14 protein-coding genes are annotated in these 16,746 nt (G+C 63.4%); 3 read left to right on the top strand and 11 right to left on the bottom strand.

Translation table 11 applies throughout. From position 1 onward, the window contains the following. Window positions 1–156: 156 nt before the first annotated feature. The 6 genes from purM to FXY94_RS04940 all read right to left on the bottom strand — a co-directional run bounded on the left by purM (window position 157) and on the right by FXY94_RS04940 (window position 5,581). Window positions 157–1,281, bottom strand: a complete 1,125-nt coding sequence (gene purM, locus FXY94_RS04965) for a phosphoribosylformylglycinamidine cyclo-ligase (protein WP_016663927.1) — start codon at window positions 1,279–1,281, stop codon at window positions 157–159. Next, complete coding sequence (gene purF, locus FXY94_RS04960) at window positions 1,278–2,753, bottom strand: amidophosphoribosyltransferase (protein WP_016663926.1); 1,476 nt, start codon at window positions 2,751–2,753, stop codon at window positions 1,278–1,280. The genes purM and purF overlap by 4 nt, the downstream gene beginning before the upstream one ends. A gap of 145 nt (window positions 2,754–2,898) precedes the next feature. Beyond that, a complete protein-coding gene (locus tag FXY94_RS04955; protein WP_016663925.1) occupies window positions 2,899–3,303 on the bottom strand; it encodes a hypothetical protein in 405 nt (134 codons plus the stop codon). 3 nt (window positions 3,304–3,306) lie between these two features. Beyond that, the gene (locus tag FXY94_RS04950; RefSeq protein WP_369707158.1) at window positions 3,307–3,747 is read right to left on the bottom strand and encodes a sterol carrier family protein; all 441 of its coding nucleotides are present in this window, start codon (window positions 3,745–3,747) and stop codon (window positions 3,307–3,309) included. Further along, the gene (locus FXY94_RS04945; protein WP_016663923.1) at window positions 3,719–5,050 is read right to left on the bottom strand and encodes an adenylosuccinate synthase; all 1,332 of its coding nucleotides are present in this window, start codon (window positions 5,048–5,050) and stop codon (window positions 3,719–3,721) included. Before FXY94_RS04945 ends, FXY94_RS04950 begins: the two co-directional genes overlap by 29 nt. An 81-nt stretch (window positions 5,051–5,131) precedes the next feature. Beyond that, window positions 5,132–5,581: a DUF3151 domain-containing protein gene (locus FXY94_RS04940; protein ID WP_016663922.1), complete on the bottom strand. Its 450-nt coding sequence runs from the start codon at window positions 5,579–5,581 to the stop codon at window positions 5,132–5,134. A gap of 87 nt (window positions 5,582–5,668) precedes the next feature. On the opposite strand from FXY94_RS04940, the gene FXY94_RS04935 reads away from it, so the two are divergent. The 3 genes from FXY94_RS04935 to FXY94_RS04925 are packed head-to-tail and all read left to right on the top strand — an operon-like array spanning window position 5,669 to window position 8,667. Next, window positions 5,669–7,471, top strand: coding sequence for a phosphotransferase family protein (locus FXY94_RS04935; protein ID WP_016663921.1), 1,803 nt, complete (start codon window positions 5,669–5,671; stop codon window positions 7,469–7,471). Beyond that, window positions 7,471–7,917: a D-aminoacyl-tRNA deacylase gene (gene dtd, locus FXY94_RS04930; protein WP_016663920.1), complete on the top strand. Its 447-nt coding sequence runs from the start codon at window positions 7,471–7,473 to the stop codon at window positions 7,915–7,917. The genes FXY94_RS04935 and dtd overlap by 1 nt, the downstream gene beginning before the upstream one ends. Before the next feature lie 9 nt (window positions 7,918–7,926). After that, window positions 7,927–8,667, top strand: coding sequence for a phosphoglyceromutase (locus FXY94_RS04925; RefSeq protein WP_016663919.1), 741 nt, complete (start codon window positions 7,927–7,929; stop codon window positions 8,665–8,667). 281 nt (window positions 8,668–8,948) lie between these two features. On the opposite strand, the gene FXY94_RS04920 is transcribed toward FXY94_RS04925, so the two are convergent. The 5 genes from FXY94_RS04920 to FXY94_RS04900 form a co-directional block, all read right to left on the bottom strand. Further along, the gene (locus FXY94_RS04920; protein ID WP_016663918.1) at window positions 8,949–10,535 is read right to left on the bottom strand and encodes a helicase HerA-like domain-containing protein; all 1,587 of its coding nucleotides are present in this window, start codon (window positions 10,533–10,535) and stop codon (window positions 8,949–8,951) included. 28 nt (window positions 10,536–10,563) lie between these two features. Then, the gene (locus FXY94_RS04915) at window positions 10,564–11,211 is read right to left on the bottom strand and encodes a TetR/AcrR family transcriptional regulator (protein WP_016663917.1); all 648 of its coding nucleotides are present in this window, start codon (window positions 11,209–11,211) and stop codon (window positions 10,564–10,566) included. Window positions 11,212–11,297: 86 nt separating this feature from the next. Further along, window positions 11,298–12,863, bottom strand: coding sequence for an MDR family MFS transporter (locus FXY94_RS04910; protein ID WP_016663916.1), 1,566 nt, complete (start codon window positions 12,861–12,863; stop codon window positions 11,298–11,300). Window positions 12,864–13,281: 418 nt separating this feature from the next. After that, on the bottom strand, window positions 13,282–14,082 hold the full coding sequence (locus tag FXY94_RS04905) for an anaerobic ribonucleoside-triphosphate reductase activating protein (protein ID WP_016663915.1): 801 nt from the start codon (window positions 14,080–14,082) through the stop codon (window positions 13,282–13,284). Further along, window positions 14,079–15,938: a ribonucleoside triphosphate reductase gene (locus tag FXY94_RS04900; RefSeq protein ID WP_016663914.1), complete on the bottom strand. Its 1,860-nt coding sequence runs from the start codon at window positions 15,936–15,938 to the stop codon at window positions 14,079–14,081. The genes FXY94_RS04905 and FXY94_RS04900 overlap by 4 nt, the downstream gene beginning before the upstream one ends. Window positions 15,939–16,746: the final 808 nt, after the last annotated feature.

Raw genomic sequence — 16,746 nt, 5'->3', positions numbered from 1 at the left:
CGCGAGAACTACAGCCGTTTGGGGGCGTCATTTTTTATGCGGTGAAGCCCACCCCCTCCCCGGTCCCCGCCCCCTCGAATTGCATAGGGTTTGTGGGGGTTTGGTTCGCGCCCAAAACCCCCGCAGCGCCTATGCAATTCAGATTTTTGGGGACAGTTACGTAGTGACGAGGACGGGGCCGCCGTGCGCCCCCTTTGCCCCCTGCACGAGCACATCGCTTTCGCCGCGCGGCTGTGCAAGATCCTCGCGCCGGGTGACTTCGCCGATCACCCGCGAGCGCACGCCCTCGGCCTCGAAATGCCGCACAACCGCGTCGGCGCTTTCTTCGCTCACAACCGCGACCATGCCAATACCCATGTTGAGAGTCGCCTCGAGGTCCGCGAGCGGCACATTTCCCCACTCGCCGATCGCGCGGAACACCGCACCGGGCTCCCAAGAGCCACGGCGAACGTGAGCGCCACAATCGGTGGGAATCACACGGGCAAGATTCGCGGCAAGGCCACCGCCCGTCACATGAGAGAGTGCGTGGAGGTTTCCGACGCCTGCCTTCTCGAGTACGCGCAGGATCTGTGCGCTGTAGATGTGGGTCGGGGTAAGGAGTTCCTCGCCGAGGGTCTTGCCGAAATCGTCGATGTGTTGGTCAAGGCTCAGCCCTGCGTGGTCGACGACGGCGCGCACGAGGGAATAGCCGTTGGAGTGCAGGCCGCTGGAGTCCATGCCGATGAGAACGTCGCCGGCTTTCACACGCTCGGCGCCGAGCATCTGGGAGGCTTCGACGACGCCGACGGCTGCGCCCGCCACGTCGTAATCATTCTCGCCCATGAGGCCGGGGTGCTCGGCCGTTTCGCCGCCCACGAGTGCGGTCTCGGCAAGGATGCAGCCCTCGGCGATGCCGCGCACGATGTTGGCGATCCGCTCGGGGTGAACCTTCCCGCACGCGATGTAGTCGGTCATGGCGAGCGGTTTCGCACCGCTCACGACGATGTCGTCTACGACCATCGCCACGAGGTCCTGACCGATCGTGTCGTGCACATCGAGCGCCTGGGCGATCGCGATTTTCGTCCCCACGCCGTCGGTACTCGAGGCGAGCAAGGGCCGCTCGTAGTTTTTGAGTGCACTCACGTCGATGAGACCGGCGAAGCCGCCAACACCGTCCACGACGCTCGCGCCGTGGGTCTTTTTTACGGCGGCCTTCATGAGTTCGACGGCGCGGTCCCCCGCGTGCGTGTCGACGCCGGCAGCGGCGTAGGTGAGGCCCTCGCCTTTCGGTGCGTTGGTCATTTCTGGATCTCCTTGTCGGCCATGCCAAGCAGTTCGCGGCCCTCGGAATCGGGAGCGGGCAGTGGGATGGGATATTCCCCGGTGAAGCATGCAGAGCACAGCTGGTTCGGTTGTTGCGCGGTCGCGCGGACCATGCCGTCAAAGCTGATGTATCCGAGGGAGTCGGCACCGATCGACCGGCAGATCTCTTCGGTATCAAGACCGTTGGCAATGAGTTGGGCGCGATCCGCAAAGTCGATGCCGTAATAGCAGGGCCACTTCACAGGCGGTGAGCTGATCCGTACGTGCACCTCGCTCGCGCCCGCCTCGCGGAGCATGCGAACCACGGCTCGCTGCGTGTTGCCGCGCACGATTGAATCGTCGATAACCACGAGGCGCTTGCCCTCGATAACTTCGCGAAGCGGGTTGAGCTTGAGGCGAATACCGAGCTGTCGAAGTGTTTGCGTGGGCTGGATGAACGTGCGACCCACGTAGGCGTTCTTGACCATGCCCTGCCCGTAGGGGATGCCGGATTCTTGGGCGTACCCGATCGCGGCGGGTGTGCCCGATTCGGGCGTGGGGATCACGAGGTCAGCGTCGACGGGGTGTTCGCGCGCAAGCTCGCGCCCCATCTCGATGCGCGACTCGTTCACGCTCCGCCCATTGAGGTTCGTGTCAGGGCGCGAGAGGTAGACGTACTCGAATACGCAGCTCTTGCGCGCGGGTTCGAGGACCTGCTCGCAGCGCAAGCCGTCTTCGTCAATCGCGATGAGCTCGCCGGGCGCTACTTCGCGCACGAAGCTCGCGCCGCAAATGTCGAGGGCGGCGGTCTCGGAGGCCACAACCCACCCGTTCGACAGCCTGCCGAGCACGAGCGGGCGGATGCCTTGCGGGTCGCGCGCCGCGTACAGGGTCTTTTCATTCATGAGCACGAAGCAGTAGGCACCGCGGATACGGCCCATGAGGTCTTTGAGGTTCTCCTCGAGGCTCCCGTCGTGATTGAGAAGCGCCGTCACGATCGCCGTGTCGGTCGTGTTGCCCTGCTTGAGCTCACCGATTTTCGCGCTGCCCTGGCGCTCGTGGAGAAGCTCGAGGAGCTCGAGGGTGTTCACGAGGTTGCCATTGTGGGCGAGGGCGATCGTGCCATCGGGGCGAGGGCCGAGCGTCGGCTGGGCATTCACCCAGTGGCTTGCCCCGGTCGTGGAATAGCGCGTGTGGCCCACGGCCATGTGGCCCTGAAGAGTCTTGAGATTGCCTTCGTCGAACACTTGCGAGACGAGACCCATGTCTTTGTAGACGAGGATCTTTTCGCCGTTTGAGGTCGCGATGCCCGCCGACTCCTGGCCGCGGTGCTGAAGCGCATAGAGCCCGAAGTAGGTGAGGGTGGCGACGTCTTCTCCTGGCGCGAACACGCCAAAAACGCCGCATTCGTCTTTCGGTTGGCGATCGTCGGGAAGGAGGTCGTGGGTAAGTCGTCCGTCTGCGGGTAGCACTAATCCAGTCTAATACGGCACACGCCCCTCGTGAATTGCATAGAGACTGTGGGGGTTTTGCCACGAGGCCCGACCAATTGCATAGACGTTGCGGGGGTTTGATCCGCTTCCGAAACCCCCACAACCCCTATGCAATTCAGGTTATCTATTTCGCGCGCGTGCGCTCGAGGAGCCAATCGATGATCACGGCGAGAAGGGCGAGGGCACCCCCGATAAAGAGAACCCCGTAGAGCGCGGCGATCACGAGCGGCGCCACATCGAAAACACCCCGGAACATGCCCCACACGAGCCCGGAAAGGGCTCCGAGCACGAGGGCGAGCACGACCCACCCACCGAGATTCATGCGGCGTTCACGCCTCACGAAGAGCGCTGTTGGCATCGGCGTCGCGTGAGGATCCGCGCCCGCGGCACCCGCATCGTCGGAGTCGACCTCAGCTGGCGCAGCGGCCTCAACATTCGCCTGGCTATCGTCCTGTCCGTGATGCTCGACGTGTGCGTCGGAGGCATCGGCGGGGAGGGAGCCGGCTTCGGGCGTGTTCTCGCTCGTCACGTGTTAATTCTCCTCGGTCGTAGTGGGGCGGGCGGGCGCTTCTTCAGCGGCGATTCTCCGGGCGATCGGCACGGGCAGAATTTCAGAGAGGTCGCTGCGTTCGCCGGATGCGCTCACACCGCCGCCTTTCGCGCGGCCCTCTGCCCACGTCAGCTCACCCGTCGCAAGGCGCATCCAGGTTGCTGCATCCATCTCCACGACTGCGGGCGGGGTTCCGCGCGTGTGGCTCGTGCCCTCTATGATCTGCACGGCGCCGAACGGTGGAACGCGCAGTTCGACGGCGCCGCCCGGGTATTCCTCGGCGAGCGCCTGGAGGGTGAATCGCACCGCGAGCGCGAGGGTAGGTCTCGCCGTGTCTTTGCCGTTCTCGCACCACGAACGGATCGCGGCCGTGCCGTCGGAGATCGGGATCGGCTTACGCGCCGGCACCGTCGAACCCTTCACCCGCGAGGCGTTCCTCGCCGGGAATGAGCGAGTGCACCGCGATCGTGTCATCGCGGTCCGGGCCAACACCGATCGCCGAAATGCGGCAGCCGGCAAGTTCCTCGAGTCGGCGCACGTAGTTTTGTGCCTCGATCGGAAGCTGCTCGAACGTGCGAGCCTTCGAGATGTCTTCGCTCCACCCGGGCATCGTCTCGTACACGGGCTTCGCGTGGTGGAACTCAGTTTGCGTCATGGGCATGTCTCGATGGATTTCGCCATCGATCTCGTAGGCGGTGCAGATCGGCACCTCGTCGAGACCCGTGAGAATGTCGAGCTTCGTGAGCACGAGATCGGTGAAACCGTTGATGCGCACGGCGTGGCGAATCATGAGGGCGTCGTACCAGCCGCAACGGCGCGGTCGCCCCGTATTGACGCCCACTTCGTGGCCCTTCTGCTGAAGGTATTCGCCCCATCTATCGAAGAGTTCCGTGGGGAACGGACCAGCGCCCACACGCGTCGTGTACGCCTTGACGATGCCGATCGCGCGGTCGATGCGCGTCGGGCCGATACCGGAACCCGTGCACGCGCCACCCGCGGTGGGGTTCGAGCTCGTCACGAACGGGTACGTGCCGTGGTCCACGTCGAGGTAGGTCGCTTGGCCGCCCTCCATGAGCACGAGCTCACCTCGGTCGAGCGCCGAGTTCAGCATCTCGGTCGTGTCCACGACCATGGGGCGGATCCGCTCCGCGTACTGGAGAAGGCCTGCCACGATCTCCTCAACCTCTACGGCCCGACGGTTGTAGAGCTTCACGAGCACGCCATTCTTCTGGCGAAGCGAGCCTTCAACCTTTTGGCGCAGGATCGACTCGTCGAATAGGTCCTGAACGCGGATGCCGAGGCGCCCCACTTTGTCCATGTAGGCGGGCCCGATGCCGCGGCCGGTCGTGCCGATTGCGCGCTTGCCGAGGAAGCGCTCGGTGACGCGGTCCATCGTTTGGTGGAAGGGGGCAACGATGTGCGCGTTCGCGGAAATGCGCAAGTGCGAGGTGTCGACGCCGCGTGATTCAAGAGTGTCGATTTCCTCGAAGAGCGCATCGAGGTTCACGACCACGCCGTTGCCGATCACGGGCGTCGCGTTCGGCGACAGAATCCCCGCGGGGAGGAGTTTAAGCTCGAACTTTTCGCCGTGGACGACGACCGTGTGCCCCGCATTGTTGCCGCCGTTGGGCTTGACAACGTAGTCGACGCGATCGCCGAGAAGATCGGTTGCCTTTCCCTTTCCTTCATCGCCCCACTGGGCTCCAACGATCACGATCGCGGGCATGACATCTCCTTGTGCGCGGCGTCCTGGTGCGCGCGGTAACGAAACAGCAAAGGCCTATTTTACGCGGGGTGATTGCCGACGTTAAGGGGCGAGCGTTGTGGCGTCGCTCAGGCTCGGGTCGGATTCGGCGATGAAATCCCTCAGGCGTTCTACCTCGCCGGTCTCGCCGATCGCTTCTGCGGCACGCGCAAGGTGCAGGAGGCACAGAAGAAAACCGCGGTTTGGTTCGTGGGAGGCGGGGACTTCACCCTGGCCTCGCCAGCCGGCGCGGCGCAGCGCGTCGAGGCCGCGGTGGTAGCCGACGCGCGCGAATGCGTAGGCCTCGATCGTGTCGCCGTCGGCACTTGACTCCTGGGCGAGGAGCGCCCAGGCGAGCGGGGAGGTGGGGTGGTCAGCAGCGACCTTCTTCGGGTCGTCACCTTCGCGGTCGCGAACGGGGCGATCGAGCTCGTCGGGCAGGAAGGTCGGCTTCGGGCCAAGCAGGTTGCCGCCAAGCTCGGGGCGAGGGCGGGAGGTCGTGTTTTCACTCATACCCCCACCCTACAAAGTGTCTGTGCCATACACCCTGCGTACACGGCTGTTTAGAAGGGCCCGGCCACAACCTGCAACAATGGGGGCATGACAGAGACCCTTGACGGTTCCGAGCTTCTCACGGGGCCCCAGGCCGGAGGTGTGCTCGAGGCGGCCGTCACCAACGCGGGCGGCGAGCTCGTCGAATGGACGCTCGACCACGTCGACCACCGCCCTTCGCGCTCCACGAAAGCAATGTTCCGCACGAAGGTGCGCTGGGTGGAGCTTGACGGCGCCGAGGCTGAACCTCGCGATGAGCTCTTCGGCGTGAGTGCCCACATCGGTGAGCAGGAAAAGAACGTGCTCGCCCCCGAGCAGTCCCTCGTGATGACCGACGGCGACATGAACGTGCGCGTGTGGCGCTACCCCCACGACCCGTGGCTGCCGATGCTCCCGCAGGTGTGCTACCCGGATGTTCTCCACGAAACCCTCGCCCGTCTCGGTGTTGCCACGGGCTTCGCGGAGGGCACCCCCGTGCCGGTTGAGGTTGTGAGCTACCGCCCCGGTCGCCGCGCCGTGCTCAAGGCCACCCTCGCCGACCGCAACGTGTTCCTCAAGGTGTTCCAGCCGCACACGACCTCGAGCGTCGTCAACCTCCACCACAGCCTGCTCGAGGCAGGCGTTCCGGTCCCCGCCGTTCTCGGCTCGACGGACGGCCTCGTCGTGCTCGCCGAGTTGCCCGGCACGGTTCTCGCGAAGGCGGTGATCGAAGAGGGCGAGCGCGCGTGCCACGCCGAGGATCTCGTCGCGATGCTCGACCGCCTCCCCGCTTCCCTGATAGATCAGCCCGTGCGCCCGCCGTGGACCGATTCCGCCGAGTTTTACGCTGGCGTTGTCGCCTCGAGCCTCCCCTCCCTCAAAGACCGCCTCGATGTCCTCGTGTACCGCATCGAGCTGGGCCTCGCCGACGTCGAGCGTCGCATTGGCCTCGAGCCCACCGAAGTCGTCCACGGCGACTTTTACGAGGCGCAAGTGTTCGTGGACAATTCTCGCGTCGTTGGCGTCCTCGACATTGACGGGGTTGGTCCGGGCCGCCGCGCCGACGACCTCGCGTGCCTGTGCGCCCACCTCTCCGTGCTTGGCGACTACGCGAATCAGGGTCGCCTGACGCTCGACATTCACGAACGGGTCGCGGAAGCGATTCGCACGTGGTATCCCGTTTTCGCGAACCGCGTTGACCCGCAAGAACTCGCACTGCGCGCCGCCGGCGTCGTCCTTTCCCTCGCAACGGGCCCGCACCGCCAGCAGGAACCCGATTGGGAGCGCGCCACGGAAGCGATGGTTCGCGTTGCCGAAACGTGGGTGCAGGTCGCCGAGTACGGGCCGCACTACGTGGGGCCCATGCCGGGCGGGCTCATTTCCGGATCCGACGCCACCCGGCCACGCACCGATGCCACGACGAATGCCGAGGCGACGAGTGCTCCGGCGGGCGACGCCGATGGCGCGCCAGCCGGACAACCGGAACAGGACCCCTCGCCGTCGCCGATCATCGTGCCATCCGTTCCAAGCGCCGACACCTCGTTCGCCCACGGCGCCGCCCACTTCGAGCAGGATCCGACGATTCCGCTCCCGCCGATTCCCGAGCTGTCCGGTCAGCAAATGGAACTCGCGCTCGGCGGCGCCAACGAACAGCCCCACGAACACTTCGGGCGCGCGGGCATCACGATGTCCCCGCCGACCCCCGTCTACGTGCCGGGAATGCGGCGACGCCCTCACGTGCGCCCCGCACGCCACACATTCCTGAAGTCGATGGAGGCGGCGCAACCGTCGGAACCCGTGCGGCGTAATACTCACCGCGCCGACGCTGCCGAGGATCCTCCAGCAAAGGCCAACGAGGAAGGAGAGAGCTGATGCGCGCGATCGTTCAGAAGGTGAACGGAGCGAAGGTCGAGGTGCTCGATACTCACGACAGCCCCCGACGCACAACAGGCGAGTTCGAGGGCGAGGGCCTCGTCGTGCTGCTGGGCATCACGCACGACGACGGCGAGAGCGCGGTCGAAACGATGGCGCGGAAGATCTGCGAACTGCGCATCCTCGACGACGAAAAATCCGCGCTCGATAAGAGCGCGCCCGTCATGATCATTTCCCAGTTCACGCTGTATGCGGACGTGCGCAAGGGGCGCCGCCCGAGCTGGAACAAAGCCGCTCCCGGGCCCGTTGCGGAGCCGCTCGTGCAGCAGGTCATTGACAGGGTGCGCGAGCGTGGCCTCACCGTGCACGAGGGCGAATTCGGCGCACACATGCAGCTCAGTATCACGAACGATGGTCCCATGACGATACTCATCGAGACCGAGTAGGGTGGATGTATGACATACACACTGGTACTGCTCCGCCACGGCGAGAGCGAATGGAATCAAAAGAACCTGTTCACCGGTTGGGTCGACGTTCCTCTTTCGGAGAAGGGCCGCGGTGAAGCCACTCATGGCGGCGAGCTCATCAAGGAATCGGGCATCCTTCCCGACGTTGTGCACACGTCGCTCCTGCGCCGCGCCATCATGACCGCGAACCTCGCGCTTGATGCCGCTGATCGCCACTGGATCCCCGTGAAGCGCGATTGGCGCCTCAACGAGCGTCACTACGGCGCGCTTCAGGGTCTCGACAAGGCCGAGACCCGCGACAAGTACGGCGACGAGCAGTTCATGCTGTGGCGCCGCTCGTTCGATGTTCCGCCGCCCGCCATCGAGGAAGGCAGCGAGTTCAGCCAGGACGGCGACCCCCGCTACGAGGGCACCGAGGTTCCGAAGGCCGAGTGCCTCAAGGACGTCATCGCGCGCTTCCTCCCCTACTGGGAAGAGGGCATCAAGCCCGACCTCGCCGCCGGCAAGACCGTTCTCGTGGCTGCGCACGGCAACTCGCTTCGCGCCCTCGTGAAGTACCTCGACGACATCTCTGACGAAGACATCGTCGGCCTCAACATCCCGACCGGCCAGCCGCTCGTTTACGAGCTCGACGAAAACTTCAAGCCTGTCACCAAGGGCGGTCGCTACCTCGATGAGGAGGCCGCGCGTAAGGCGGCAGAGGCCGTCGCCAACCAGGGTAAAAAGTAGACTCTCGGATTGCATAGGGGTTGTGGGGGTTTCGGGCTCACGCCCGCCCCGTAACCTCTCGAGTTCCGACGGTTGCCTACACACGAGGCCCCGGAGATCCTCTCGGATCCCGGGGCCTTCGCTTCCCCCCCTTTTCGAATTGCATAGGAGTTGTGGGGGTTTAGTGCCGATTCAGCGCTGCCGATTCAGCGCGGGTAAGGCGCGAGCGCCGAGGCTTCCGGGACGTCCCATAGCGCCGGCGCCGCCGATACGTTCGTAGGCACCAGCGCTCCAGTCGCCCATTATCGGCGACGCTTGCGAGTCGTCCCGAACAGCGAACGCGTAATCTCACGCCCGAGCACCGTCCCCGCCGAACGAAAGAAACTCTTGACCGCGCTATTGCCCGCGATCTTCTCCACCAATCCAGGCTCTTCCTTCGCGGGCTTCGCCTTCGCAGCGGGGGCTGCGCCTGCACCGGGCTTTTCAGTTCCGACGGCTGCCGGGGAAACGTCGGACTCCCCCTGCCCGACCTGGCCACCCTCCGCACGCGCCTTGAGGATCTCGTACGCGCTTTCGCGATCCACAACAGTGCTGTACTGGACCGCGATCTGGCTGGACGCGATAATCCGATCGATCTCAGCTTCAGGCGCGGGCTCCATCGAGGATTCGGGAGCGCGCATCGCGGCGTAGGCCACGGGGCTCGGCGCGCCCTTCTCGTTCATGACGGTGACGACCGCTTCGCCCGTGCCGAGGGAGGTCAAGAGCTTTTCAAGGTCGTACTCGGTTGTGGGGTAGGTGGCGACTGCTTTCTTGATGGCCTTTGCGTCATCGGGCGTGAAGGCGCGCAAAGCGTGCTGGACGCGGTTGCCGAGCTGCGCGAGAACGTCGGCGGGAATGTCCTTGGGCGATTGGGTAATGAAGAATACGCCGACGCCCTTGGAGCGAATAAGCCTCACGGTTTGGATGACTTGGTCGATAAAGGCACTGGATGCGCCCTTGAAAAGCAGATGCGCCTCGTCGAGGAAGAACACGAGTTTCGGCTGGGGAAGATCGCCCACTTCCGGCAGCACCTGGTAGAGCTCAGCGAGCATCCACATCATGAAGGTTGAAAACACTTCTGGCCGCTCGGCAACGCCGGGAAGTTCGAGACACGAGATGATCCCGCGACCGTCGGAATCTTTCCGGAGGAAATGCTCGACGTTGAAAGCCGGCTCTCCAAAAAACACGTCTGCACCGGAGTTTTCGAACTGGGTGAGGTTGCGCAGAATAACGCCGGCGGTCGCGGTGGAAATACCGCCGATGCTCTTGAGCTCATCCTTGCCATCGGTCGTGAGGTACTGGATGAGGGCGCGCAGATCCTTGAGGTCGAGGAGGGCAAGGCCAGTCTGGTCAGCGTAGTGAAAGATAAGCGAAAGGGAGGATTCCTGAGTCTCGTTGAGACCCAGCACCTTCGAGAGGAGAACCGGCCCGAATTCGGTAACCGTCGTGCGAATCGGCACGCCCTTACCGTGTCCACCCAGCGAAAAGAATTCGGTGGTGCCAGCGCGAGATACCCAGTCTTGGGCGCGAGCCTTCGCACGTTCGGTGAGTTTTTCCGACGCCTGCCCGGGAACAGCAATGCCGGAAAGGTCACCCTTCATATCCGCGACGAAAACGGAGGTACCGGCGGCCGCGATTTGCTCCGCGATGAGCTGCAAAGTTTTTGTTTTGCCGGTGCCGGTAGCGCCGGCGATCAAACCGTGCCTATTGAGCATTCCGAGTGGCATGTAAAGCGGCGCTTCGGGGTTCGGCTCGCCGCCATCGACGACCGCGCCGAGATGAATCCGCGGCTCCTCAAACGCGTAGGCGGCAACGAGGTCGTTCGTGTCGGGCTGAGAGATATCGGCCATGAGGTAGGAGCTCCTTCGCGGTGGTCAGTTAGAGGCGAACACGACCTGAGTCAAGAAAGTCGAGAACGATCGGCAAAGCGTCCGCGAGCGAGAGATCGCGGCGCACAGCAATAGCGTAGACGCTGCGCGCCATGGCGAATCCCCAGGCAACGTGAATCGCCGCTGCATCACGAGCGTCGTCCGCCCCCATGCTCGGGGTGAGACGCTCGGCGATGACCGCGCTGAGTTCGCGGCTCACTCCCCTGTTACGGTCGGTGAGGATTTGCAGCAGCTGCGGCTCGCGAGAAAGCACGCGGTGTGTGAGCTCGCGGGTGTCACTGCGACGAGAAGCGTCATCAGCGTGGATGCGAAGGAGCGCACGAATAGAGTCGCGAACGGGCTCCTGCGCGGGGCGAGAGGCAAGAATGTCCACAAAACGACTGCTCTGTTCAGGATCGACGCCCAGCACGGCCGCTTCCTTGGAACCCCAGTAATTGAAGAACGTGCGCGAGCATACCCCCGCCCTCTCCGCGATCTGATCGACCGTCACCTGGGCAAGACCGTGCTCGGCTACGAGTTCGAGCGCCGAAAGATGCATCGCTTCGCGCGATTCGCGTTTCTTTCGCTCGCGCAAACCCTCGTGGCTGGCGGCCAGGTCTGACGCCTGCTCTTTCTCCGTTGCGGCTGTGTCGCTCATGTCAATCACGCCTCCTCGTATCGACGTGCGGTGCATCTTCGTGTTCGAGGTGACCGTCAAGCGGTCCCTCTCAGCATGGCCGGGCGCTAGTTGGTGCTGCGCAGCTCGGTGTGGCGGATGAACAGGGAAAGCACGAGAGCGACAACCGCGAACGGGGCCGCCGTCGTGAAGACAACCTGCATGGCGTCTCCCATGCCGTGGCGAATGGCCTCGACGATCGGGGCGGGAATGCCCTCGAGCTTCGAGGGGTCAAGAATCGCCGCTGCACTACCGCCGGACTCGCCACCGATCTTTCCCATTGCGGCTGCGACCTGCGGCGGAAGCTGCGCCTGGATCTTTGGCATGAGATTCGCCGACATGACGGAGCCGAGAACGGCGGTGCCGATCGTCGAACCGACGTTACGGAAGAACTGCACGGCAGACGTCGCGACACCGAGATCCTCACGAGCGACGGCGTTTTGGACAATGAGGGTGTAGGTCTGCATACACATGCCGAGCCCCGTGCCGATCACGATCATGACGAGCGTGAGATGCAGTTGCGAGGATTGCCAGTCGAGGCCTGCAAGAAGGATGTATCCGACGCTCATGACGATACCGCCGAGAACGAGGAGTCCCTTGTAGCGGCCCCACTTGGTGATCATGATGCCCATGAGAATCGACGTCACGATCATGGCGACGTTGAGCGGGATGAGGATCGCGCCCGAATTCGTTGCGGATACCCCGAGGACGCCTTGCGCGAACACGGGGATGTAGATGATTCCGCCGAACATTGCGACCGCGATCGCGAAGCTCGCGAGGATCGATAGGGAGATGCGGGAGTCGGCGAGCATGCGGAGCGGGACGAGCGGGTTCTCCGCTCGCATCTCGACGACCACGAAAAGCGCAAGGAGGATTGCCGCAGCCACGAACATGGTGATGATGACCGAGGAGTCCCAATCGTAGGTATTGCCACCCCACGACACGGCGAGCAGGCCGATGACAAGGCCGGGCGTGAGAGTCAGCGCGCCAATGAGGTCGAACTTTCCAGCGCTTGCCGTATGCGGCAGGCGCATGAACTTTGTGAGGAACACGAGGGCAGCGACACCGAGCGGAAGGGCGAGATAGAACAGGTAGCGCCAACCGAAGTTGTCGGTCACCCAGCCTCCGAAAAGCGGACCAGCGATCGAGGACACGCCGAACACGGCACCCATGATGCCCTGATACTTTCCGCGCTGGCGCGGCGGGATGATGTCGCCGATGATCGTCTGGCTGAGCGGCATGATCGTGCCCATACCGAGGCCCTGGACGGCACGCGAGAACACAAGGAACCAGAAGTTTGTGGCCATGCCGGACAGGGCCGAACCGATCATGAACACGACGAGGCCCGCGATATAGAACGTCTTGCGGCCGTACATGTCGGAGAGCTTGCCGACGACCGGCACCGCGACCGCCGAGACGAGCATGGCCGCGGTCGCGATCCAGCTGTAGTGCTCCATGCCGCCGAGTTCGGCGACGATGCGCGGCATGGCGGGGCCGACGATCGTCTGCGAGATCGACGCGACAAACATACCGAGCATGAGGCCGAGGAACACGAGTTTACCGTCGCGGTCGAGGCCGGTGAATTCCACGGGAGCGTCGCCGCGCGCCGCGCGAGTTTGAAGTGATGTAGACATGGTCCCCTTTTCGTCCGTGCACCGCCACAAAAATTATGCAGCGACTGCAAAATCCTTAACGTGTGGGAGACTATCGCCTCCTGCCCGCCTCACCAAGGGGTGCGCGGCGGAACGTGACAAACGGAGCAGGGCGGCGGGCTCGCCTCGCTCACGGCCCGTCTGCGCCCCGCCCCTCGTCTTCCCTCGCCGTGTCCCCCTCGCCTCCCCTCCTCGCCGCGTCTCCCCTTCCCTCCTCGCCTCCCCTCCTTCGGTTCTGTACCCAACGTTTGTGGCGGTATCCGGCCTCATTCCGCCACAAACGTTGGGTTTAGATCCCTCGCACGCGGCAGAGAGCGTACAGGGGGACACCTTGATCGGCGCCCCAGCCCAGGATCGATTCCCCTCAACCTAATCCTGTAGGTGCGGCAGAAGGTCCTACCTAGGCACGAGCCTCGACTCGAACACCCACAACGTCGCCGGTCGTCCGCGCACTTTCGAGCACCGCCTCGAACATTCGATCCCAGCGGGGGCGCTCGGGAAGCGTGCGCGCAAAGGTGTCGGAAGTGCCGTCGGACCTCGCCTGCTGAAAAATCAGCGTTCGCGCTCCCCTCTCCACCCCAGCCTCGCGCCAGAGATCCGAGGCGACCTCAACGATGCGCGGGGCGTACGGGGCGAGCACCGGGGTGAGGGTCGTGCGCAGCTCAATCTCCACACCGGCGCGCGCAAGTGCGAGGAACGACTCGCGTGAGCGTTCAAAGGCGCGGCTCGCGTTCGGGTTCACGCTTCTCAGTCCGACGGTTTCCTCAAACACTTCGGGCGGTGCTTTGAGGTCAAATCCGACCCAATCGACGAGAGGCCCGCCTGGGTCCGAGGAGACGATGTCGTGAATCCGGGACGGAAAGGCACCTCCCGTGTGCAGGCCGGTGCGAAACCCAAGCGCCCGCACCTCTTGAAACGCAGGGATGATGGCACGCTGGAGCGTCGCCTCTCCCCCGGAAAACACGACACCATCGAGGAGCCCGCGCCTTCTTGCCAAGAGATCCTCGACCTCGCCCCACGTGACCGTGCCCGGAGTTCGGGGGTCGAGGATCGCGTGGTTGTGGCAATAGCTGCACCGCCACGGGCAGCCCTGGAGAAAGAGCGTCGCGGCAAGCTTTCCAGGCCAATCCACCGTCGAGAGCGGCACGAGGCCCGCAATTGCGAGATCATGCGGACTCAGGGCTGCGGAATGCTCACTCATGCAGGGACGACGGTTTCCGGGCGAGCTTCGGACGCGCGAAGTTCCCCGTGGCGCTCAGCCGCACCTTCCGTGAAGAACTTACGCTCCTCGAACTCGCCCTTCTTCCCGATGTTGAACGAGCTTACTGGCCGGTGATAACCCATGACACGCGTCCATACTTCGCACACGTCGCCGCATGCGGGGCACTCGTGGTGTTCACCCTTGAGGTAGCCGTGGCTCGGGCAGATCGAGAAGGTTGGAGTGATGGTGAGATACGGAAGATGGAAGTTCGAGAGGGCACGCTTCACGAGCTGTTTCGCCGCCTCGGGCGAACTCATCTGTTCATTCATGTACAGGTGCAAAACCGTACCGCCCGTGTATTTGGTCTGCAGCTCGTCTTGCCATTCCAACGCTTCAAATGGATCGTCGGTCGCACCCACGGGAATTTGGGAGGAGTTCGTGTAGTACGGGTTTTCGGCGGTACCCGCTTGAATGATCGCGGGAAAGCGCTCGCGATCCGCTTTCGCGAGGCGGTAGGTAGCGCCTTCGGCGGGGGTCGCCTCAAGGTTGTAGAGATTCCCGGTTTCTTCCTGGAATTCGACCATTTTCCCGCGAATATGGTCGAGAATCCGCACGCACATCGCGCGCCCCTCGCCCGTCACGAGATTGTGGGCATCACCCGTAAAGTTCCGCACCATTTCGTTCATGCCATTAACCCCGAGCGTCGAGAAGTGGTTACCGAGGTGGCCCATGTAGCGCTTCGTGTACGGGTAAAGCCCGCGATCGATGAGCTCCTGCACCGTCGCGCGCCGCCTCTCGAGAGTGTCTTTACCCAGGTCAAGGAGGCGATCGAGAGCATCCATGAGCGCGGCTTCATCACCCTTGTGGAGGTAGCCCAGGCGCGCCATATTGATCGTGACCACGCCAATCGAGCCCGTGAGTTCAGCGCTTCCGAAAAGGCCATTGCCGCGTTTGAGGAGCTCTCGAAGATCGAGCTGGAGGCGGCAGCACATCGAGCGAATCTGCCCGGGATCAAGCTCCGAGTTGATGAAGTTTTGGAAGTACGGGAGGCCGTACTTCGCGGTCATCCGGAAAAGACGCTCTGAGTTCGGTGAGTCCCAATCAAAGTCCCGCGTGATGTTGTACGTCGGAATCGGGAAGGTGAACACGCGACCATTCGCGTCCCCCTCCGTCATCACGTCGATGTACGCGCGATTAATCAGGTCCATTTCTTCTTGCAGCTCGCCGTACGTAAAGTCGCACACCTCTGAGCCAATAAGCGGATACTGATCCTTGAGGTCATCCGGGCAGTTCCAATCAAACGTCAAGTTCGTAAACGGGCACTGGCTCCCCCAGCGACTCGGAACGTTCAGGTTATAGATGAGCTCCTGCATGTTCTGCCGCACCTCTTCGTAGCTCATCGCATCGAGCCTCACAAACGGCGCCATGTAGGTATCGAATGAGCTGAACGCTTGCGCACCCGCCCACTCATTTTGCAGCGTCCCGAGGAAGTTCACGATCTGCCCGCAGGCACTGGAAAAATGCTTCGGGGGCGCGGAGGCAATCGCGCCCGGCACACCATTGAAGCCCTCCTGCAAGAGCGTGCGCAGCGACCAGCCCGCACAGTATCCCGTGAGCATGTCGAGGTCATGGATATAGAGATCGCCCTCGCGGTGGGCCTGGCCAGCCTCCGCGCTGAAAACCTCATCGAGCCAGTAGTTCGCGACCAGCTTTCCCGCCGAGTTGAGCACGAGCCCGCCAACGCTGTACCCCTGGTTCGCGTTCGCATTCACGCGCCAATCGGCGCGGCCAAGATAATCATTGATCGTCGAAATCGGGTCTACAAGGGTGCGCTCGGCGTGGTGGCGTGCGGGCATGGTGCGCTCCTATCGCAAATGGGGTGGTGTGCTTCGATGTGCCGATAGGCCCCGCGTGCGGAGCTTTCGGCTGCCCACCTAGATTCACTCGCGAGAGGCACATCTTGTGCCGCGACACGCGGAGGCCACAACATGTAGTGGTTTCGTGACGGTGTGAGCGGCACAGATCGGGACGAACGTCCCGGTGAGCAGGCATCCGGGGCGACACCTTATTGACTGTCGCTAAATGCGCCCCCCCCAAACAGCCGCCCCAACCCCCGCCCGGCAGCCGCCCCTCTCGCGAAAGTGGTGAAAAACAGCCCCAGATGCCCGGATCCAAGCTCCAGGCGGCCACTTTTCACCACCTTCAAACAAGCAACCACCAACGAACCGACCGACACCCCACCCCAAAGCCAACCGCGCCAGCACCCGCAACACCCACCGTCAGCGCCCCAACGCCCGATGCCCCTCAAAACCCGCAACCCCCACCTTCAATACCGCCCCTCACCGAGCAAGAAGTGCGTGCGCACTATCCCCCTAAATCAGACCAATACGCTGTGGAACTTTAAATATCCAGAAAAACTCCCAATTAGGAGGATTGCGGGCAACAAATATCGACGAGCGCTGCCCACTTTCAGTCTCGCCGTGCAGTTTCAAAGGTGTCGCAACCGTACTTAAGGGTGTCGCCCCACTGAAACGCCAAGGCCCACCCCCCCCGACGAGGCACACACCACACTGCGCCCGTAGTCACGGTGTCACGCATGCCACCATCGGACCCCAAAGGCAAAGCCGCAGGCCGCAACACTGGGAGCGCCCCATCCACAAAAGG

This window comes from Dermabacter jinjuensis, assembly GCF_902381725.1.
GTDB classification, from domain to species: Bacteria; Actinomycetota; Actinomycetes; order Actinomycetales; family Dermabacteraceae; genus Dermabacter; species Dermabacter hominis.
The sequence above is the reverse complement of the archived record's forward strand: the minus strand, read 5'-3'. Positions and strand labels throughout refer to the sequence as shown.

Bases quoted from the DNA above. Each gene is read 5' to 3' on its own strand.
- purM (WP_016663927.1), bottom strand. From the start codon at position 1,281: ATGACCAACGCACCGAAAGGCGAGGGCCTCACCTACGCCGCTGCCGGC.
- FXY94_RS04945 (WP_016663923.1), bottom strand. From the start codon at position 5,050: ATGCCCGCGATCGTGATCGTTGGAGCCCAGTGGGGCGATGAAGGAAAG.
- FXY94_RS04940 (WP_016663922.1), bottom strand. From the start codon at position 5,581: ATGAGTGAAAACACGACCTCCCGCCCTCGCCCCGAGCTTGGCGGCAAC.
- FXY94_RS04935 (WP_016663921.1), top strand. From the start codon at position 5,669: ATGACAGAGACCCTTGACGGTTCCGAGCTTCTCACGGGGCCCCAGGCC.
- dtd (WP_016663920.1), top strand. From the start codon at position 7,471: ATGCGCGCGATCGTTCAGAAGGTGAACGGAGCGAAGGTCGAGGTGCTC.
- FXY94_RS04925 (WP_016663919.1), top strand. From the start codon at position 7,927: ATGACATACACACTGGTACTGCTCCGCCACGGCGAGAGCGAATGGAAT.
- FXY94_RS04920 (WP_016663918.1), bottom strand. From the start codon at position 10,535: ATGGCCGATATCTCTCAGCCCGACACGAACGACCTCGTTGCCGCCTAC.
- FXY94_RS04915 (WP_016663917.1), bottom strand. From the start codon at position 11,211: ATGAGCGACACAGCCGCAACGGAGAAAGAGCAGGCGTCAGACCTGGCC.
- FXY94_RS04910 (WP_016663916.1), bottom strand. From the start codon at position 12,863: ATGTCTACATCACTTCAAACTCGCGCGGCGCGCGGCGACGCTCCCGTG.
- FXY94_RS04905 (WP_016663915.1), bottom strand. From the start codon at position 14,082: ATGAGTGAGCATTCCGCAGCCCTGAGTCCGCATGATCTCGCAATTGCG.
- FXY94_RS04900 (WP_016663914.1), bottom strand. From the start codon at position 15,938: ATGCCCGCACGCCACCACGCCGAGCGCACCCTTGTAGACCCGATTTCG.